This is a genomic window from Pontibacter rufus, assembly GCF_015694705.1.
GTDB classification, from domain to species: domain Bacteria; phylum Bacteroidota; class Bacteroidia; order Cytophagales; family Hymenobacteraceae; genus Pontibacter; species Pontibacter rufus.
The window spans coordinates 1-21382 of sequence record NZ_JADQDR010000017.1; the positions used below are offsets into that span (position 1 = coordinate 1).

Genomic DNA, 21382 nt, shown 5'->3' on the forward strand with positions numbered 1-21382 from the left:
TACTTATACTTATACTTATACTTATACTTATACTTATACTTATACTTATACTTATACTTATACTTATACTTATACTTTACAAATCAACCGTCTGGCCTGCAAATCATACTATACACCAGCATTTTAATTTGATGCCACGCACCGGAAGCCGGTATTTTCCAGGCCGGTATCGGGCGAGGATTTCATTTTAGAGGTTACACGGTAACCTTTGCAGTAAGAAGCGTTGCACATAAAGGAGCCGCCGCGCGTTACCTTTTTAGGTACGGTAGGCTCCTGCGGATCGAAGCTTTCGGCCGGACCGCGGGGGTTCTCCGATACTTTTCCGGCCAGCGTCTGGTAATAATCTTCGGTATACCAGTCGGCCACCCATTCCCATACATTGCCTGCCATGTCGTAGAGCCCGTAAGCATTCGGATTAAAGGATTTCACCGGCGAGGCGCCCGAAAAGCCATCCCATCTCTCATCCAGAACAGGGAAGCTGCCCTGCCAGGTGTTGGCTTTCGGTTTTCCAGCCTCCACATCTTCGTCTCCCCAGGGGTAGCGCTTGTCTTTCAGGCCTGCCCTGGCTGCGTATTCCCATTCAGCTTCAGTCGGCAGGCGTTTGCCGGCCCAGCTGGCATAAGCGGCGGCATCCTCCCAGGCAACCTGTGTTACCGGAAAATTCTCCTTTCCTTTGATATCGCTCTGCGGGCCCTGCGGGTGCCTCCAACTGGCCCCGGGCGTCCAGCTCCACCACTGCGATGCATCGTTCAGCGGCACGGGATGATTGGGCTGGCTGAAGGTGAGCGAAGCTGCTACCAGCAGCTCATCGGCAGGTTTGGGCATGCCGGGCGGCAGCTGCTTTTTGAGCTCCTCCCAGTCGGGCTTGCGCTCTGCCACGGTGGTGTAGCCGGTGGCCGTTACAAAAGCGGCAAACTGCGCATTGGTTACTTCCGTGGCATCCATCCAGAAGCCGTCCAGTTTTACCTTGTGGGCCGGATATTCATCCCGTCGGCCTTCCGCATCTGTAGCGCCCATCCCGAAACTACCTCCTTCTATCCATACCATATTTTCATGCGAAACAGCCTTGTTTGTAGTAAGCAGGCTATCATCCGCAGCGCCTGTAAGCGTGGCAAAGCGCTGCGGCATGTTGCTGTGGCACGAAGCATCCTCCAGGCTGGTGTGCTCCGCAGCAACCATGCTTTGCGGCTTTTCCTGCTGGCAGGCAGCAAACGACAACAGTAGTATAAAATACAAGGGCTTGTGACTCATGGTAATACAGGAACAGATAAAACGCTGGCAAAGTATAAAAATAGTGATTTTATGCAGAAGTAAGCGGCCAAAACAAGAAAAACCCGAAGTATACCAATCATTTAAAATAAAGATTTATACTTTACATGGATATCTTTCCTGATGTCAAGGATGTTCATTTTTTTATGCCTCACTGAAGTAGACAAGTTAAGTTCTACAAAAGTCTACTCCTGAGCACAGCTTCATCTCAGCATCAACCAGCCCCGCTCCTAAAGCGGGAATCTGACAAAGGATAATCCCAGGTATAAAGCTGTTATTTTCCTCCATACTTAACGCAAATCCTCTAAACAAATTCCGGCTTCGCCGCATTACTCAACTGCGGTGAAGCCGGAAAATGACAGGAATGGCTGTAACAGCAAGAAGCACTTACCGCATTAATAATCGTCGTTTAGGGCAAAAGTCGGCTTCCGGGACATCCACTTTCCGCTGGTAAAGTCCGGAAATTCTACTGTTTCATTCCCCAGCGCAATAGATTGCTCGCTCAGGGGCGTAATGGCACTCCAGGCAGCGGCATCATACACATCCATCGGCGTGGGTTCGTTGCGTTTGGCAGCTTCTACAAAGGCGTGAATCACGAAAAAGTCCATACCGCCGTGGCCTGCACCCTGCGCATCGTTGCCATACTTCTTCCACAGCGGATGATCATACTTGTCCAGCCACGGTTTGGCCTCGTCCCACTGGTGCGGCTTACTCTTGCCCTCCACATAAATGGAGCTGTTCACGTCCATCCACAGGCCTTCGGTTCCCTGCACCCGGAACCCTAAAGAGTAAGGGCGGGGCGAATTGGTGTCGAGTTGCAGGATAACGGTTTCGCCGTTGGCGCAATTCATGGTAGTGGTTACAATATCGCCCAGCCTGAATTTTACTTTGGCGTTGGGATGATCTTCTCCGGCATGATCCACAATATACTTATGCAGCCCGCGCGATTTGGTTGAATAGGAGTTTAAGGTCAGAAAGCGGTTGCCGCGGTTAATGTTGATGTAGTGGGCTACCGGCCCGATGCCGTGTGTCGGGTACAGATCGCCGTCGCGGTGCACGGAATGATCGGTGCGCCACTTGGCTTCGGAAAATGCCTCTTCGCCGAACTTTACGCCGTGGCCATAGGCATGCTCGCCATCGTTAAATTTCACTTCGCGCAGGTCGTGCTGGTAGCCTCCCTGCAGGTGTATAAGCTCGCCGAACACATTCTGCCGCACCATGTTGAGCACGGCCATCACATCGCGGCGGTAGCATACATTTTCCAGCATCATCACATTGGCGTTATGCTTTTCGGCGGCGTGCACCACGTCCCAGTGATCATCCAGCGTAATGCCCAGCACCACCTCTGAGCCCACATACTTTAATCCGGCATCGAGTGCGCCAATGATCATGGGCTTGTGCCACTCCCACGGGGTAGCTATAACTACAGCCTGCAGCCCTTTTGTCTCGAGCATCTTTTTCCAGGCATAGTCGTCGCCGGTAAATACTTTTGGCATGGGCTTTCCGCTTTTCCGGATGATGTCTTTGGACATCTGCAGCATGCGATCGCTCACATCGCAAATAGCTACCACGTCCACATCGTCTCTTCTCAACAACAGATCCAGGTGATTCTGGCCACGCAGGCCTACGCCAATCACACCGATCTTCACTTTGTCTTTGGCTTTAGGTGCGGCGGCAAACAGGTTCTGGCCGGGCAATACAGATAGGGCAGCGGCAGAGAGGCCCGTGTTTCGTACAAATTTTCTTCTGTTCATAATAGTTATCTATGGCCTGGAAAGTCTCCGGCCCTGCATGTTATAGTATATTGATTTTCGATTAATCGTACATTTCCCCTTGCGCCTCAAGCCTTTCACCTGCTGCCTCCATAAACCCGAAGCTGACGACAGGCTCCGGATCTGTTTTTTCGACATCGGAATGGCTCAGCACAGCAATGCTTCCCTGCCAGTCATCGGCATAATATTGTTCTGACTTAACGATGGCCAGCGTATTGCCGGCTTTGTCCAGCGCCGTCAGTTTGGCATGGTGAGTGCCCCCGGGCTGCGGTACCACCTTTAAAACCAATCGGATACCCTCCTGCAGTTTCTCATCAGGTATAAACTTATTGCTGACGGCAAGGCCGATGAAAAGGCGCCCGCACCGCTGTACGCCCACGCGGATGCCTGCTCCTTCGGCAGATACGGCAGCAGAGCAGTCTTTCAGGCCAAGCAGCCAGCCGGCATGGGCAAACGTATCCTCCAGAGAAGCTTCTGCCAGGAACCGGAGCTGCAGGCTAAGTATAAAAGGGCCCGCAGACGCAGCCAGACGGTGCGTAAGCAATTGAACGGAATGGTTTGGACCGGCCTGCATACACAGCAGCTCGCCACCCTGTATGCACCAGCCCTGCGGCTGCTCCGCCCCGAATGCCTCTCCTGCCCAAGCCCCGTCCGGCAACGACTCCCAACTGCTTCGGAAGACACCAGGCTGTGCCGGTACAGGCGTCTCCTGCTGCTGCAAGCGCCCTGGTTTGGCCGGAAAACCACCCAAAAACAAAACCCTTAAACTATCCCTGCGATCCATCTTAACTTTTTTCCAATCAATATAAGATTTTATAACTGTACACCTGTCGTCTAGCCCTGATTATCCGGCAAAATTCTTTTTGCACACATGCCTCCTGCCGCTTCCGGAAATGTATACAGCGCAGCCGGCACAGCCTGTTTGATATTTGTACTGCTGTTTCCGTTTATACCTGCTATACCTAAGTTTATCCGGGCCTTTGCTGGAAAGGCCTGAAGAAGTATAAATCAGCGGTGAAAACACCACGGCTGGCCTTAGCTTGATGCAACAGGAATATTAAACAGCTTCAGACTATACCTCATTGGTAATTAAGTACAGACTGATAAGAAAGGCTTGTACCTAATATTCAGTTTGTTGTGGCTTTATACCTGTGCCACTTTGTTCATGCTGCCATACTCAGGCTTTCACGTTGGTGGTGCCGCCGCGCTGCAGCGAAATATCTACCGGCTTGTTTGTTGCCCATGCGCCAGCTGTAAAATCCGGTACATCTATACTTTGTGATCGGTTGGCGACAGACCATTCGCCCAGCGGAGAAACAGCGCTCCACAGGGCAGCATCATACACATCCTGATCCAGCGGCAGGCCGTTGCGCAGGCAGTCTATCAGGCGCCAGTCCATCATAAAATCCATCCCGCCGTGGCCGCCAATTTTCTTGGCCATTTCGCCTACCCGCTTGGTGATGGCCGGCGTATACTTTTCTTCCAGCGCCTTAAATTCTGCATCGGACAGCCACCCTTCATGGCTGTTTGCGATCCGCTCCTCGGGATATTTCCGTGCGACGCCCTTTGTACCACTCACCAGGTGGATTCTGGAGTACGGGCGGGTAGACGACACATCGTGCTGGATCATGATGGTTCTGCCATTTTTGGTGCGGATAGTGGTGGTGTTCATGTTGCCGCGGTAGTTATCGCTGACATACTCCTTGTAAAAAGGATCGCTGCCGGCCCGCTGCCGGGATGTATCAGCCATCGTAAAATCATTGGAAGAAACCGAGACAAGGTAATCCATCTGATCGCCGCGGTTGATGTTCATTACCTGACAGATAGGGCCCAGGCCGTGTGTAGGGTACAGGTTGCCATTCCTGTGCAGGTTTTCTTTCAGCCGCCACATGTCATAATAACCGTCCTTCGCAAAATTCAAATCAACCAGATTGTGAATGTAGGCGCCTTCGCCGTGAATAATGTCGCCAAAATATCCCTGCCGGGCCATGTTCAGGGTAAGCAGCTCAAAGAAATCATAGCAGCAGTTTTCCAGCATCATGCAGTGCTTTCTGGTGCGTTCCGAGGTTTCTACCAATTGCCAGCATTCTTCTACCGTTTTGGCGGCAGGCACTTCTACGGCCACATGCTTGCCCTGCTCCATGGCGTACACGGCCATAGGGGTATGCAGATACCAGGGCGTGGCAATATAAATAAGGTCAATGTCATCCCTGTCACACATTTCCTTCCACGCATCTTCTTTGCCGGTATAAGACGTTGGTTTATGCGAAGTGCCCGATAGTTTCTTTTGCATGGCCTGCACTTTCTCAGGCCGCAAATCACAAAGGGCTTTTATGTCTACCCCCTCAATGTGGCTCATGCGGTTTACTGCACCCGGACCCCTCATACCTAACCCTACAAAGCCTACCCGCACGGTCTCCAGTTTCGGAGCGCTGTAGCCAGACATATTAAACCGTTGCGTGTGCGACCTGCCGGCCTGTTTGCGGATGTCGGCCAGGGCGGCAGGCTGCTCTGCGGTGGCGCAGCCACTCATCAGGCCTGTACCGGCCAGACTGATGCCGGCTAGGCCAGCGAGTTTCAGGAATTCTCTGCGATTGTTGCTCATGGGTATCGATTTGTGTCGGGTTTAAGTTAAGTATAAAACGGCGGTGCAGGGCCCGTTTACTGATGGCATTTCACACCTGCGCTACGGCTGGTGGCAGACAATGTGCAGGTAAAGTATAAGTATAAAATACTCATGTTACCAGACATAAACGGCTTGCCTTTAAGAGAATTTTGCCTCGCCGAAAAACTCAGGCAAATGGAAGTTGGGTTCAGGGGCCTCTATCATGCCCCAGGCCAGGTAATGCGGATTAGGCAGATCGTCGCCGCACTTGTAGAAGTTAACGCGTGCCTGCTCTTCCTGCAGATTAGTGAGCCGGTGTTCCGAAAAAGCTTCCCGCGGAATTACCAGTGTTAGTTGCCAGGTAACACGGGGGATTGCTTTATTGGATACCTTTAGCACTGCCCAACGCTTTATGTGCGCTATCCTGCCGGGGGGTAGCAGCTTTCTGTTGTCTCGGCCGGTTCCGAAGCCAGCCCGGCAGGTGCCCAGGCAATTAAACTCGAAGTTGTAATACGCCTCCTCTCCTCTGAAAGCAATAAAAAATTCCACACAGCTGTCTTTGTACACCAGGTCGTTCGTTTGGCGGTGCATGGCCTGCACGTCGTTCTCTTTCACATAATACTTCAGAAAAAGACAGTCCTCGTTGTGCGCCATCGCAAATTCAACTTCGGGGCCCTGCTCGTAAACCGGCCAGGGCGCGCTGCCAATGGCCTGCCGCGGTAACGCATCCAGCGCCTCAGTAAGTGAGGGCAGCGAACTGCCTGCGTGCAGGTGGGGCAGGGCGGGTATCTCAAGTTGTATCATGTTGTTGGTTTTTATATGGATGGCGACGGTATTTTTCCCCACAGATTTTCGGGGTAAACTCCGGCTTGTATCAGGTTTTCAAGGCGCTGTATGGCCGTGGCTTTGTCATCGGGATAGGTCACGCCAAACCATTTTTCCGGTGTGTGCAGCACTTTTACCCGCGCATCGCCAGATTGCACCACGGCATTCACCACGTCCGGCAGATAAAACTCGGCCTTCAGGTTAGCGCTGTTCTTTTGCAGAAATTCTTTAAAGCCGGCTTCAAAGTATGGCAGCACGGATGGCTTAAAGGCCATCAGGTTCATCGACACAAGCTCTCCTTCGTTCAGCAGCCTGGCTTCTGCCCCCGGGTCCTGCACGGCTATGCCGGCCGGGGTGCGGATGATGTGTGTCTGCTCTGTCAGCGATGTCAGGTAAGCATCTTCGCTAAAGCCGCAAACACCCCGCGACACGGCGCCGTACTCCGACAGGGTATTCTCCACTTTAAAGGCTACCAGGCCGTATTCTGACTCATCAGTGCTGTTTTGCAGGAAATCAGCCGCCAGTTTAAAGGATTCATACCCGTAAAAATCATCGCCATTGATAACAGCAAAAGGGCCTTTTATTTCAGATGCGGCTACCCATACTGCGTGGCCTGTGCCCCAGGGCTTCGTTCTGCCCACCGGCACCTCAAACCCGGCAGGCAACATATCAAGCTCCTGCGCTACGTACGCTATCTGCACTTCGTCCGGAAACCGGCGGCGCATGGCTGCTTTAAACGCTTCTTCAATCGACTCGCGGATAACAAAGACAACTCTGCCAAACCCGGCTTTCAGCGCATCATAAACAGAGTAGTCGATAATGGTTTCGCCATGAGGCCCAAAGCTGTCTATCTGCTTTAAGCTGCCATAGCGTGTGGCCATACCTGCTGCCAGCACAAGCAAAGTGGGACGGTGTTGCATATATTATTAAATTGTGAAACCGGGAGTATGCGCAAAGAAACATTTTAATCTTCACCCGCAACCATCTGAAAGAAAGACGATGGTACAGCAGCAGGCTCGTATGCCAATACCTGCCTGAACATTGCCCATTACAGCAGCACGTTGGCTACTGCCAGGCGCTGTGAAGGCGTGATAAAAATAGAAACTAGAATCTAACTTCGCAAGAAAAAAATCATAATGTTTACGAACACGCAATGTGCGTGTATGATAACGCAAGTATAAAATGCCTTTTCTTATACACTATCCGGAGGATGGAAGGCAGGGAAGATTTACGTATCCATGTGGCGCAAACGAAAGAGCATGATAAAAAGCCTCCTTATTAAGGAACGTTTTCATCTGAGTTGATTCGAATATATAAAGCACTCTTGGATATAATTGATATTTTTGCAGGTAACAAAGCTGCAAATAAAGCATTGCTAAAAAACCGGCGGGCGCTTCTGCCCGTTAACCATACCCGGTATTCCGAACCGGCAGGTTGCATGCGTAAAAGGTATATCTAACATAGCACGAAGCGTGAACAATCATACTTTCAGAATAAAAGACATTGCCGCAAGAGCCAACGTATCGATAGGAACGGTAGACCGTGTGCTTCACAACCGGGGAAGAGTGTCGGAAGAAGTGCGGCAGCGTATCCTTGCAATTGCAGACGAACTTAATTATAAACCCAACCTGCTGGCAAGGGCGTTGGTGAACAACAAAACATATAATGTAGCCGCTCTTATACCTGATCCTGCTGCTGACAGCTACTGGCAGGCGCCGAAGGCGGGCATCGAAAAGGCTGAAGAAGAACTCAAACAGTATGGCATCAGGGTTACGCAGTATATCTTCGACCCTTTTCATGTAAATTCCTTTCTGGAGCAGGCAGATAAAATCGCAGCATCTACTTTTAGCGGTATCCTGGTTGCGCCTATTTTTTACCGCCAGTCGCTGGCTTATTTTGATAAATGGAAAAATGACGGAATTCCCTTTGTGCTGTTCAATACGCACATACCCGATTATGAGCCTTTGATGTATATCGGGCAGGACTCCTACCAAAGTGGTTTTCTGGCAGGTAAGCTCCTGCACTATGGTTGTAAAGAAAAATGCTCTTTTGTGGTAGCGCATATCGAGGAGGATATCCTGAACTCCTCTCACCTGCTTCATAAGGAACAGGGATTTGTGGACTATTTCGCGAAGCAGCAGCTGGCCGGTGTATACAACGTTATCCAGGCAGACCTGCAAAGCACTGCCCAAAATACGATTGCGCAGCAACTGGATCAGCTTTTTGCAGAAGCACCTGATATAAAGGGCATCTTTGTAACCAACTCTAAGGCAAGCATTGTTGCTGAATATTTACAGGACAGGCAGATAACGCAGGCGCACCTGATAGGCTATGACCTGATGGAAAAGAATCTCCACTATCTGAACCTGGGTATCATTGAATTCCTGATCAACCAGAACCCCAAAGGGCAGGGCTACTGGGGCATACACGCTTTGGCAGACTATTTAATATTTCAAAAGAAAAACAACCCGATCAAGTACCTGCCACTGGATATTATCACAAAAGAAAACCTGCACTACTATATTGAGTCTGATATCTGAATTAGAATAACTGAAGGATTGTGGTCTGTAAAGTATGATGTTTAGCAATAAACCTAAACACCATACATGACAAACCAAAATTTAAAGCCATTGCCCTACTGAAAGAAGGCTCTACTTTTAGTAGGGCCTCTTTGTTTTATAACTAACCTATTTAACCTTTTGCCTCTGGTTATGGCCGATGGCATTGCTATCCTGTTTTACAGGCAAGTATAAAGACCATTGAAGTATAAATTACCGTTGTGATCCTGTTATTGGCGGGTTTATATTGTATATTCAGCATAAACCTATAATTTAGGATACAGGGGAAACAGATAACGAATGGCCAAGTCAAAAAGCTTTCATAATTAAAGTATAACGCATGAAAATTGTCGTTGCTCCGGATTCCTATAAAGGCAGTTTATCTGCAAAAGAAGTGGGGATTATAATAAAAGAGGCTTTTACACAGGAGATTCCTGGGGTGCAGGTACACCTTGTACCAATGGCTGATGGCGGAGAAGGCACTTTAGATACGCTTTTATTTGCCACCCACGGGAGGCGGATAGATACAACAGCAACTGGCCCCTTGGGCGAACCAGTTACAACCAGCTATGGCGTGCTGGGCGATGCGGAAACCATTGTTATTGAAATGGCGCTGGTGGCGGGCTTGCCGATGGTTCCGGCAGTTGAGCGGAATCCGATGCTGACGACCACTTTCGGCATAGGCGAATTAATCCTGGAAGCTATCCAAAAGGGATTCCGGCATTTCATTATCGGGCTGGGCGGAAGTGCTACAAACGACGGCGGCCTGGGAATGCTACAGGCCCTTGGAGCTATTTTTCTTGACAAGTATAACCAGCGCGTAAGCCCCACAGGAGATTCGCTCCTGCAGGTTACATCGGTTGATTTTTCCGGGCTCAATCCTAAGCTGAAAGAATGCAGTTTTAAAATTGCCAGCGACGTAGAAAGCCCCTTATGTGGAACAAACGGTGCTACCCATGTTTTCGGGCCGCAAAAAGGAGCAACCGCAGCGCAGGTCATATTACTGGATGAAGGCATGGCGCATTACGCCCGCCTGGTAGAAGAGGCATTGCAATTAAAACTCCAGCACATACCCGGAGCCGGGGCGGCAGGCGGTCTGGGATTTGGCTTTTTGGCGCTGGGAGCAGAAATTCTTTCCGGCGCACGGATTGTGGCCGAAGCGGCTGGCCTAAAGCACCTCATTAAAGAAGCAGATTGGGTGATTACGGGCGAAGGACAGAGCGATTATCAAACAGCATATGGTAAAGCACCTTTTTTTGTTGCCAGCATGGCGAAGGAAGCAGGGGTAAACACAATACTCCTGTCGGGCAGCCTCGGAGAAGGGCATGAACAGTTGCTGGAACATTTTGTGAGTTGTCATTCCATTCTCCATGCGCCGGTATCGCTGGCGGAAGCTATGACAAATGCCCGGATTTATTTAGCCTCTGCTGCACGAAACATTGCCCGGCTGCTTTACCATGCTTCTCAGAAAAGTAACTTATTTTGAAGTCAAATGATACAAGGCCCTTTACTGTTTCTCGTTCTCCTGCTAAGCGTAGCTTTTATTGTTGTAGCTACTGCAAAACTTAAGCTCCATCCCTTTTTAGCTTTACTGATAGCAGCTTTCGGGTTGGGTATAGTAGTAGGTATGCCGCTGCCGGAGGTAGTGCAGGCGGTTACGGAAGGGTTTGGCGGGTTAATGGGTTACATCGGAATTGTGATTGTGGCAGGAACCATCATGGGGAAAATCCTGGAAAAATCCGGTGCTGCTTTGCGCATGGCTGAGGTTGTATTAAGAATAGTAGGCGAAAAAAGACCCCAGATAGCCATGACACTAATTGGCGCTATCGTCAGCATTCCTGTGTTTTGTGATTCGGGCTTTGTTATTTTGTCCGGCCTGAGAAAAGCGCTGGCCCGCCGGGCACATGTATCGTTGGCTTCCATGTCGGTAGCCCTGGCCACGGGCCTTTATGCGACCCATACGCTTGTGCCGCCGACACCCGGGCCAATTGCTGCCGCCGGAAATATTGGTGCTGGTGATTACCTGGGTACGATTATCCTGATTGGCTTAGTCGTTGCAGTTCCTGTTTCGCTGGCAGGGTACCTCTGGGCTGTAAAAGTAGCTGCCTCTATCAAAATTGAAGGAGAGGCAGAACCGGATTACCGGTATAATGAAGTGGTCGAATCGTTTGGGCGGCTTCCTTCTGCAGCAAAAGCTTTTACGCCCATTTTTTTACCGATAGTACTGATAGGCATCGGCTCAGTTGTGAGCTATGCGCAATGGACTGGCAAAGCGGCTGAAGTGCTGCTTTTTCTGGGCAATCCTGTTGTAGCCTTACTGCTGGGCGTGTTTGCCGCCTTTCCCCTGCTACCGAAGTGGAACGAAGAAACCCTGACCGGATGGGTAGGAGAAGGCATCAACGACTCTGCCGCCATACTTTTGCTTACAGGAGCAGGTGGCGCTTTTGGCGCTGTGATTAAAGTAACTCCCGTAGCCGATGTGATCCAAAGCTTTGCCGGGGACGGATCGCTGGAGGGAGCGCTGGTTCTGTTAATTCCATTTTTTGTTGCTGCTGCTTTAAAGACGGCCCAGGGCTCTTCCACAGCAGCGCTCGTTATCACCTCAGCGCTTATTGCGCCTATGCTCCCGCAAGCAGGAATTGAAGGTGCAGTGCCTCTATCTTTAGTAGTAATGGCCATCGGCGCCGGCGCCATGGTCGTAAGCCACGTAAACGACAGCTACTTCTGGGTAGTAACGCAGTTCAGCGGCCTGAAAGTGGCAGATGCCTACAAAGCCCATACCATGGCTACCCTGGTGCAGGGCATTGTAGGCATCCTTACAACGATGCTGCTGTGGTTCCTGCTGGTGTAAAAGGAGGAGCAGAAAAGGGGTTTAGTCTCTGGTTGTACACTATAAAACGCCACCCAGCGGGCAACTGCGTTATTCAAAATCATTCCGGGCATTACTGGTGCGGAAAGAGGCGTTTCGCTCTCAGGTATCTTTTGCCAATCTATACTTTAAAATATCCCGCTGGAGCATTTTAAAGCAAAAGCCCCTGTACCTGGGCACAAGGGCTTTACAACTCACCTCAATCAAACTTGCAGTTAAACCTTCTACATTCAGGCAGGCATAGTTTTATCTCCTGACGGCCTGTCTGTCTGAAACATTATTTGGCCGGGTATATCCTGGCGGCCCAGCCACCGCCACCTTTCATGTGCACTTTCAGCTTATCGCCTGCGTTCACTTTTATCACCTCCCTCACATAGTCTGTTCCGTTTCTGTCTGCATTGATGCCATCTTTAAAGATCACAGCTTCATAGTTTCCTTTTGGCAGGAAGGACAGGTCTATGTTAAGGTCGCGCTCATCCCAATTGGTGATGGCGCCTACGTACCAGGTATCACCTTTCCTGCGGGCGACAGCGGCATATTTCCCCACTTTGCCATCCAGTGCCACGGTTTCATCGAAAGTGGTGGGAACCGAAGCGATGAATTCAGTGCTTTCCGGTTCTTCCATGTAGTTGGTTGGGCTATCCGCCAGCATATTAAACGGGGCTTCGTACAGCACGTACAGGGCCAACTGGTGCGTGCGGGTACCCTGGCTCATGGGGGCCGACCGGATAGCGCGGAAGCTCTTTTTGTTGGCGTTTTTCATAGCGCCGGGAGTATAATCCAGTGGTCCGGCCAGCATCCTAATAAAGGGAATGGTGCTGTCATACTTAGGAAAATCGGGGTCAGACCATTTCGCGTGCTCCAGCCCCTGCACACCTTCAAAATTCAATACATTGGGATACGTGCGCTGCAGGCCGGTGGGCTTATAGGCTCCGTGAAAATCTACCATCAGTTTATAGTCGGCTGCTTTGTCTGCAATCTTATAGTAAAAGTCAACCATTTTCTGGTCATCCCGATCCATAAAGTCAATTTTAAAGCCTTTTACCCCCATCTTAGAATAAGTCGAGAGTGCTTCATCTGTTTTCCGGTTTAGCGGCAGCCAGCCACCCCACAGCCATACGCCCACATTTTTGCTGGCAGCATAATCTATTATCTCCTGAAGGTCTATTTCGGGCACCACCTGCATGATATCCTCACTCTCGGCCCAACCCTCGTCCAGCAAGATGTTTTCTATGTTATTGGCCGCCGCAAAGTCGATGTAGTACTTATAGGTTTCGGTGTTGATGCCAGCGCGGAAATCTACGCCGGTGATGTTCCAGTCATTCCACCAGTCCCAGGCTACTTTCCCGGGCTTAATCCAGGAAGTATCTTTTATTCTGGAAGGCGAAGCAAGCTTGTAAACCATATCATTGTTGAGCAGATCCTTGTCCTGCTCGCTGATGATCACCACACGCCACGGAAACTTACGGGCTCCGGCTGTTTTTGCAATGTATGGCGCTCTTTTTTCGATGAAAGATTGCAGGTTGTTGTGGCCGCCCTGTACCTCCACCAGCGGGTAATTTGCAAAGTCTCCTTTCAGGGAAAAATCCTTGTCGCTGGACTGTAAAAACATACCCGGATAGCTTTCCAGGTCGGCTTCGGTAATGGCGGCTTTCACCCCGTTGTTCAGTTCTACCAGCACTGGCGCAAAAGCGACTGTATCTTTAACAACTTCAGAAAGCGGAACATGGGCATACGTGTTCTCAAACGAAATCTGGTACATGTCATACGCTCCGTTTTCGAACTCATTGTTGGCGTACGGAAGGTAAACCATGTAATCTTTGGGAAAGTTAAACTCTGCCACCTCATCCTCTACGGTCAGCGAGTCTTTTTTATTGGTAAAAAAGCGGTAAGCCACGCCATCATTATAGGCCCGGAAAATCACGCCATAATTGCCTTTAAAGTTCAGAGTTAGCTGGCTGTACTCATCCTCGATAAGGTCTTTCTTGTAGTGAAGCGGTTTGATAGTGGTGTTTACTTTATCAGTCTTTGCTGACACAGGCTTGCCATCGTCTCCCAGCACCTCTCCTCCTGCCAACTGCATCGAGATCACAGAGGGCGCTATCACCTGCTGATTTCCATGCACAACAGACCATTTCAGTTGTCTACCTGCCTCCACACGCAGCTCTGTTTTTTTATCCGGAGACTTTAGACTGAAGGTTTTGCTTTTCTGCCCATACACCACTGTATGGCAAAAAGCGAAGAGAAGCAGGAGGCATAAGATACTGTGTTTCATAATATATGTCTTTATGATTGTTATAGAAGCAGCATCATTAAATGCCGATCATTAGCTGGTTCAGAAGCTGTTTCCTTTCTGGTGCTGCCCTGCTGATTCCGTGCTTTTAATCTCTGCTGCATATTTTTTATACATTTCGTTTGCCACCGCTACAGCATCTCCTTCTGTTTCGGTGCTGTAGCGCTCGTTGCCGTTCACCCACTGCCACTCCCAGTCCTTTATCTTTTCATCAAAGGCTTTCTGGTCTATCTCCTCCCCTTTCTGCATCTGGCTGATTACGTAGTCGAAGTACTGCTGCCAGCGTGGTTTATAGTAGCCATTCAGCAAGCCAGACCACTGCCTGTTGGCGTATTCACTCAGTTTACTGTCTTTGCCACCCCATAAGGTAATCAGGTTACGGGCATTCTTTTCGTAAAGCTTTTTCTCCGCTTCTGTTGTACCCCAGCTTTTAGCGTCCTCCAGCCACCTGCCCAGCAGGAAATCTTCGCGCGTAGCCAGCAGCCTGTCCAAGTCTTCTATCAGCGTAATAAATTGCGCACTATGCGCTTTGAAAGCTGCCAGATCTTTGTTTTTATAGTCGCGGGCAAACTGCTGCTGAATAGTAGTGGCATAATTCGCCATTACCTGGCGTGTCAGGTCTACCAAGTCGAACTGAAAGCCTTCGCTGTTCTGCAGGTCCGCGGATGCAGCCGCCAGGTTGTCCCAGGCCGAAACTAGTTCGAGTGGCTCGTAAGTAAACCTGGTAGTAACGCCCCCTGCGTTTCGGCTAAAGGTTGGCCGCGCCACTATAATGGACTCAGGGCCGCCGGAGGTAACACTATCAGCGTAAACGGTACGCCTCAAAACTTCCCAGGCCTTGTTGGCACCGGCGCTTTCTTTTCCGTAGCGGCGCCTGGTATAGTTCTTCAGCCATACGTCAAGATCGATGGGCGTTTCGCGCCAGGCGTTCTCCATCATCAACTCATACATTACCGGGTTTTGTTCGATGGCCTCCGGCGTTAAGCCTATGCCCACCATTTTGCCATTATCCGGATCATGCAGCGCCTCAGATGGCCAGGTGGCCACGCGATCCATCAGGCCATACATGTTCACGTTTCCGCCGAAGTTGTGCAGCATGTTCCAGATCCAGGGTTTCCCGTAGTAGGCATCCGTTTTCTTCCACATGGGGTTTTTCTCGCTCCACAAGTCCAGTATAATCATCTTGTCATCCGGCACAGCATTGAGCATGGCCTGTATCTGGGCCGGTTTCCAGAAGTCTCTGGAGAAGTGGAACAACCATCCCTGCATAATCCAGGTAGCTTCCGGATCAGCCGCCGCCATCGACTGGTATACCTTGCGGCTTACATTGCTGAGAAAAGTGGAATCGCTGGATGGCGGCTTGTTCTCATTAAAGGTATCGGACGTATAAAGATGATTTGTTCCATAGGTTTTTATTTCTTCCTGAATAAACTTTTTTCCTATCTCTACAAACATCGGATCGTCCGGGTGCAGAAGATACACAGCAGGAAATCCGGCCCAGTCTGTCTTTTTCAGGTTTGCATCCGGAAATTTATCTTTGAAAGCAGGCGGTACGTGCCCGGTAAAAGCAGGCAGTATGGGCGTCATGCCCAGGCCTCTTTCCCGTTCCAGTATCTGCTTTTGCAGCGCTTCGTGGCTTTCCATCCAGCTAACAGGCAAAGGTCCGTCCCACCCATCAAGATTGCCCATCCAGAACCAGCTGAAGTAAGCAGGACCACTGAAAAAACTCTCAAGGTCCTTATCGGTTAAACCCATACTTTTATACACGCGGCGGTGGATGGCATTCTGCCCTGTAAGCGCAAGCGGCATGTTGATGCCATTCATTGCCATCCAGTCTATTTCCCACTGCCAGCGGTCCCAGTCCCACCAGCTCATGGTATAGTTATAGGTGCAGTAGTTCAGGTAATAGCGGTACTTGTACGGGCTGACATGCCGGACTTTTTGCGGCACCACGGGCAGCTTGTCTGTAAGATTAAGGTTGATGCCGTTCCAGGTGATGCTGCTGTTGGTGTAGTACTTCAGGTAATGATTGAGGGCACTGGCAACCGAAACGCCGTTGTTTCCTCTCAAAACAATCCTGCTATCTACACTCTCCACTTCATACACATCGTTCTCTCCTGCTTTCGGGATGAATTCTACTACAAAAGATTCTGCCTGCTCCGGCACCACGCGCTTTATCAGGGCATAAACAGGCTCTTTGTCTGCCTGGTCCTGGCTTACGGCAGCTGTTGTGCCCGTATTTACAACTGAGTTGCTATGCTCCGGCCGTACCGCACAGGACGCCACCAGCAACGACAGCGCCAGAAGAATTATACCTGAGCAATAAAACCTGTATACCGAAACAACATTCATCTTAAATAGCTATTTCCTGAAGATTATGTAATCGCCTGCCATAGCGTTTACTGATTTGTTGTGGTGCTAAACTTCGCCACCAGCTCCTTCGCTTTAGCCAGCGGATCTGCAAAAGGAGCCTGTTCGCTTACTCCAGGCTTTTGAACCCAGGCTTCTTCCCAGGCATCAAGGTCAGCACTAGGTTCAAACAAATGCTGCCTGATGCGCGGAATGTAGTAATCTCTTATTAACCCGCTCCAGAGCCTGGCAGCATAATCCTCGTTTACACCGCCCCAGGTGGTAATAAGCCGCTTGGCGTCAGATTCGTAGTAATCTTTTTCCTGGGTGGTATTTCCATGTGTGCGGGCAAAATCTACCCACGGCTGCAAACGGTCCGTTGGGTGCGACTCCAGCAGGCGATCGATGTCCTGTAGTATGCTGATGGCCTTTTCTCCGGCAGCCTTTGTTGCTGCGGCATTGTTGGCTGCCTTTGCCGCTAAAGCTTGCTTGTAGTATTCATCGGCTTTGATTCCTAAGTATAGCATGGCCATCTCTATGGCATCGTTGCGGTAAAGTTCACTTCCCTTCAGCTCTTCCGAGCTAGCCAGAAAGTTCTCCACGCCTTTTAGGAAAAGTGGATCTGCGTTTATACTTCCTTTTCTCCTGGTATCGGGTTCAACCGTTTGCCACACAAATCTGGGGTAAGGCGAAAAGCTGTTATACACCGATTGCCGGAGCTGCTCCCATGCTGTTTTCATTTTTTCTGGATAGCCGCCGTAACGGGCTTCGCTATACTGCTGCATCCACTTGTCCAGGTCAATCTTTTCGTGTGACCAGCCCATGTCGGCCAGCAGCTCGTATACTACTTCGTTGTTTTCAATCCCTTCAGGAGCAGATCCAAATCCTACCAGGCTTGCACTGTAAGGCGAGTTAAGGGCATCTATGGCGCCGGAAGCATACATGGACAGCACACCTGTATAAGGTGTTTTACCACCGAAGTTCGGCACGTAACTGTATACCCACTGCTTGCCATAATACCCTTCGTGCTCTTTCCATACAAGCGGAATATGCCATACCAGGCTGGGATATTCGTTGGCCAGATCAAGTATAATCATCTTGTCGTCAGGCACTCTGGACAGCAATGCACTTAAGCTCTTTTTGTCCCAGAATTTGTGCAGCCAGCCAAACGTCCAGCCCTGGGTAACCCACACGGCATCAGGATTGCCAGCTACAATAGAATTGTAAACAGACTCGCCATAGTCTGCCAGCAACTCATACTTCAGGTTGGGGTTATCTTTCGGAACAGGTACTTCCATTTCGTTGAAGCTGTCGGAAAGGTAGAGCTTGTTTTTGCCAAACTCTTTCTCCCACTCTTCTACAAACAGTTTTCCAATTTTTTCGAAAAAAGGCGAGTCCGGAGAAAGCACGTATGCGTTGTATTCTTCCGGGAAACCGCCCCATTTCAGGGCATGCACCGCCAGTTCCGGGTGTAGTTTCTTAAATCCTTCGGGCACAAAACCTGCAAAGGCCGGGGCCACAGGCGCAAAGCCAAGCGCACGCATGCGGTCCAGTATCCGGTGTTGTAACTGAAGCTGATCTTCGTGCCAGCCGCTGGGTATAGGTCCGTCCCACTTGTTCAGGTTGCCCATGCGGTGCCAGGGCAGGTAGGCGGGGCCGGTAAAAAAAGCACTGATTTCCTCGTCGCTCAGCCCCAGCTTTTTCCATACCCGCGCCGCAATCGCCTCGCTGCCCACCATAGCCAGGGGCATATTTACACCATGCAGCGCCATCCAGTCTATTTCTTTCTGCCAGCGCTCCCAGTCCCAGTAAGGCGTGGTATAGCCATAGGTTACCACGTTCAAAAAGTAGCGGTATTTGTAAGGCGAAGTAACGCGCTCCTTCGGGTAATCAGGCCACTGTGCCGGCAGGTTCAGGTGTTCGCCGCTCCAACTCACCATGCTGTTTGTTGCCTTTTTCAGGTATTGATAAAAACCAAAGGTCAGCGCTACGGCACTGCTGCCCCTCACCGTTAACCTGCCGTTGCTGGCCTCAATTTCGTAAGTATCCAGGCTGTCCTGGGCAGGTATAAGTTCTAAGTTGATATCCGCTGCCCTGTCTCCGATCAGTCGCTGCATAACGCCCCTGGCCGCAGCAACGGGCTGGCTGTCCTGTACAACGGCAGCTTCTTCGGTGGGGTTTTGCAAGGAATTGGTACACGAAAATGTACAGAATACCATCAGAACCAGTAAGTAGAAATATTGCGTGCGCATAAGCTTGATTTAAATTTAACTTGAATTCAATATCACTCCATCAGAGCTGTAGATTTTGCTAATAACTGAGTGTTACTACTACAGGTAAATGATCTGAGGCATACGTTTCGGGTATTACTTTCTGGGATACAACCTGAAAAGGCGAATCCTTGGTAAAGGCGATAAAATCAATGGTTCGGGTAGGGTTGTTTACCGGAATAGTCGGGGCGCAATCGCTGATGCAGGTGCGGGTAAAGCGCTTGTCCAGTTCCGCGATAGCGCTGCTCTCAGGCGTTGCATTAAAATCCCCGGCCACTATAAACGGAATCTTTTCTTTGGCCGCTATGTCGTTGATGGTCCTTACCTGCTGATCACGGTTCCCGGCGCTGCGCACATCTAAGTGTGTGCTGCCAAAGCGTATTGCTTTGCCGCCGGGCAGGGTTATTTTGGCAGTTGTCAGCACGCGGTCTTCCGCTTTCGGGTCAGCCTCTTCCGGCAAGTGTGTAACAGTCGTTTCGGTCAGCGGATATTTAGAAAGTATAGCGACACCATAGTATCCGCCACCGTAGTCGATGGCCCTGCCGAAGTATGCGTGCATGCCCAGCTTCTCAGCAATAGCCTCAGCCTGGTTTACGGGCCCCGAACGTCCTGTGTTAACATCTACCTCCTGCAGGGCTACTATGTCCGGGTTCTGGTTTCTGATGGTATTGGCAATGGCGTCCAAATCTATTTCCCCCGATTCTGCTTTGCTGGGCGGATTGGCATGGTGGATGTTGTAAGTCATTACCCGAAGCTGGTTTTTGCCTGATGCCGCGGAAGCATTGCTGACTGTTTTCTCAGAACATGACGTTACCATAGAGAAAGCAGCAAGTATAAAGGCGCAGTAGGTTATTGTTTTTTTCATGCTAATTAGAGTTTATTATACTTGTATGATGTAAAGTTTCTTAATGGAGAGTGCAGCCGGATGCGGCACTAAATCCCCTTCCCGACACAAGAATGCATCTGGCGCTTTATCCCTGAAAAACCATTCAGCTGCAGATTTAAAAATGGCGCATTATACCCAGGTTATACTTATCCGCAGAAGGGTGGTATGTTACAAACAATGGTGCCGGCGCCAGCCTGCTATAAGCTGGAATTATCAATTCATATTTACCTGATCTTTAAATATATTTTCCATTCCTACTGCCACAGAGCCTAGTATACTTGCGTCCTGCCCCAGGTTAGAAAGTGCTATCTCGGTTTTTTCCCTTAGTTGCGCCATGCAATACATGTTGATGGCCTGCTGTATCGGCGTAGTTATGTACTGCTTCGCCTCTGCCATTTTACCTCCAAGTATGATAAGTTCCGGGTTGAATAATTGTATGAGTATAGAAATGCCCTTGCCCAGGTACATCCCAACTTCAGACAGGATGTTGATGGCGTACTGATCTCCTCTGTTTGCAGCATCTATCACCAGTTTAGGTTCTATACTATCTATCTCCTGATCCGAAAGCTCATTAAGCAGTGAGTGCTGGCCTGATTTTATACCTTCTTTCGCCAGGTTTGCCAGCGCAATTCCCGAGGCAACCGTTTCCAGGCAGCCCCGTTTTCCGCAATAGCACAGCGCACCATCGTTTTCCAGGGGTATATGGCCAATCTCACCTGCAAAACCGGTAGTGCCGCTACGCAGCTTACCGTCCATAATAATGCCCAGACCTATACCCCAGTCCAGCGAAAGGACCAGAACATCTCTTCTTTTATGCGCAAGGCCGAAGCGAAGTTCGGCGAGGGTGGCGCTTTTAACATCATTCTGGATATAAACCGGCTTGTTGAATTTCCTGGCAAGCAACTGCTGCAACGACTCATTTGCAGTGTTTGTGTGCATATAGGTATAATTGTTTCCTTCTTTGGTAGCTACCAATCCGGGCATACTTACACCCACACACATTAATTTATCGGCATCAATTCCAGAATCTTGTATAAGCTTTGCTGCAAATGCCTGCAACTCATCAACCGCCTTTAAGCCTTCAGAAATCCGGACGGGAAATGTCTGTATCCCTGTAATATTATTATGGTTGTTGTCAAAAATAGCCATCCTTGTTCTGAACCGGCCCATGGCGATGCTTAACACAAACAGGGAATTATCCCGTAGGCCGTATAAATCGGGTTTACGCCCACCTTCAGACTTCCCCTGGCCTTTCTTTTCGACAAGGCCTTCATTGGTAAGTTCGTTGAGCAAGCTCGTGGATGTAGGCCAGCTTATATTAAAATAGTTGCATAGGTCTGAGTTTGTTTTAGGCCCCTTTATATATAAATGCTTTATAATTTTAATTTTTTGTGTATGTTTCTTTCTCTCAATATTATTGAGGGTGTCTAAATAAGATTCCTCCAGTATCAAAGTGCTCATTTTTCCTGATGCTAATGTTTACTTAAAGGATGTTATTTTTGTAGCTAAAAGCAAGAACTTTTATTAAATTTTCAATCAAGTAAATACTCTTAATTTATTATATTAAAGTATCCGAAAGGTCTTTGATACACCCCCAGATGGCTTTCTAAGCTACCGGTCTTCCGTTTTAGTATTATAATGCTTTAGTCACCCCAAGTATAAAAATGATTCAGCCTGGATAAACCA

The 21382-nt window shown here is 49.6% G+C and carries 14 protein-coding genes; 3 read left to right on the plus strand and 11 right to left on the minus strand.

The features are described from left to right. Nucleotides 1–123 precede the first annotated feature (123 nt). The 6 genes from I2I11_RS20510 to I2I11_RS20535 form a co-directional block, all read right to left on the minus strand. Complete coding sequence (locus tag I2I11_RS20510) at nucleotides 124–1236, minus strand: formylglycine-generating enzyme family protein (RefSeq protein WP_230680522.1); 1113 nt, start codon at nucleotides 1234–1236, stop codon at nucleotides 124–126. 428 nt (nucleotides 1237–1664) lie between these two features. Next, nucleotides 1665–3023 carry a Gfo/Idh/MocA family protein gene (locus I2I11_RS20515; protein ID WP_196269628.1) on the minus strand — a complete coding sequence of 453 codons (1359 nt, stop codon included), beginning with the start codon at nucleotides 3021–3023 and terminating at the stop codon, nucleotides 1665–1667. A 61-nt stretch (nucleotides 3024–3084) separates the two neighbouring features. After that, entirely contained in the window at nucleotides 3085–3825 is a 741-nt protein-coding gene (locus I2I11_RS20520; protein WP_196269629.1) for a hypothetical protein, read from the minus strand. Between the two features lie 393 nt (nucleotides 3826–4218). Further along, nucleotides 4219–5646 (minus strand): Gfo/Idh/MocA family protein, encoded by a 1428-nt coding sequence (locus I2I11_RS20525; protein WP_196269630.1) that lies wholly within the window; start codon nucleotides 5644–5646, stop codon nucleotides 4219–4221. 159 nt (nucleotides 5647–5805) lie between these two features. Continuing rightward, entirely contained in the window at nucleotides 5806–6450 is a 645-nt protein-coding gene (locus I2I11_RS20530; protein ID WP_196269631.1) for a carbohydrate-binding family 9-like protein, read from the minus strand. A gap of 11 nt (nucleotides 6451–6461) precedes the next feature. Then, nucleotides 6462–7391 carry a sugar phosphate nucleotidyltransferase gene (locus I2I11_RS20535; protein WP_196269632.1) on the minus strand — a complete coding sequence of 310 codons (930 nt, stop codon included), beginning with the start codon at nucleotides 7389–7391 and terminating at the stop codon, nucleotides 6462–6464. 552 nt (nucleotides 7392–7943) lie between these two features. On the opposite strand from I2I11_RS20535, the gene I2I11_RS20540 reads away from it, so the two are divergent. The 3 genes from I2I11_RS20540 (at nucleotide 7944) to I2I11_RS20550 (ending at nucleotide 11880) form a co-directional block, all read left to right on the plus strand. Continuing rightward, nucleotides 7944–9011, plus strand: coding sequence for a LacI family DNA-binding transcriptional regulator (locus I2I11_RS20540; RefSeq protein ID WP_196269633.1), 1068 nt, complete (start codon nucleotides 7944–7946; stop codon nucleotides 9009–9011). Nucleotides 9012–9369: 358 nt separating this feature from the next. Beyond that, the gene (locus tag I2I11_RS20545; RefSeq protein ID WP_196269634.1) at nucleotides 9370–10515 is read left to right on the plus strand and encodes a glycerate kinase; all 1146 of its coding nucleotides are present in this window, start codon (nucleotides 9370–9372) and stop codon (nucleotides 10513–10515) included. A 6-nt stretch (nucleotides 10516–10521) separates the two neighbouring features. Further along, on the plus strand, nucleotides 10522–11880 hold the full coding sequence (locus tag I2I11_RS20550) for a GntP family permease (protein ID WP_196269635.1): 1359 nt from the start codon (nucleotides 10522–10524) through the stop codon (nucleotides 11878–11880). A gap of 295 nt (nucleotides 11881–12175) precedes the next feature. Here the strand turns inward: I2I11_RS20550 and I2I11_RS20555 are convergent, their stop codons facing one another. From I2I11_RS20555 to I2I11_RS20575, 5 genes are all read right to left on the minus strand, one after another. Then, a complete protein-coding gene (locus I2I11_RS20555) occupies nucleotides 12176–14173 on the minus strand; it encodes a retaining alpha-galactosidase (RefSeq protein ID WP_196269636.1) in 1998 nt (665 codons plus the stop codon). A gap of 60 nt (nucleotides 14174–14233) precedes the next feature. Continuing rightward, on the minus strand, nucleotides 14234–16543 hold the full coding sequence (locus tag I2I11_RS20560; protein WP_196269637.1) for an alpha-N-acetylglucosaminidase: 2310 nt from the start codon (nucleotides 16541–16543) through the stop codon (nucleotides 14234–14236). 47 nt (nucleotides 16544–16590) lie between these two features. Beyond that, nucleotides 16591–18792: an alpha-N-acetylglucosaminidase gene (locus tag I2I11_RS20565; protein WP_230680524.1), complete on the minus strand. Its 2202-nt coding sequence runs from the start codon at nucleotides 18790–18792 to the stop codon at nucleotides 16591–16593. A 58-nt stretch (nucleotides 18793–18850) separates the two neighbouring features. After that, nucleotides 18851–19675: an endonuclease/exonuclease/phosphatase family protein gene (locus I2I11_RS20570; protein ID WP_196269638.1), complete on the minus strand. Its 825-nt coding sequence runs from the start codon at nucleotides 19673–19675 to the stop codon at nucleotides 18851–18853. Between the two features lie 234 nt (nucleotides 19676–19909). After that, entirely contained in the window at nucleotides 19910–20989 is a 1080-nt protein-coding gene (locus I2I11_RS20575; RefSeq protein WP_230680526.1) for an ROK family protein, read from the minus strand. Nucleotides 20990–21382 lie beyond the last annotated feature (393 nt).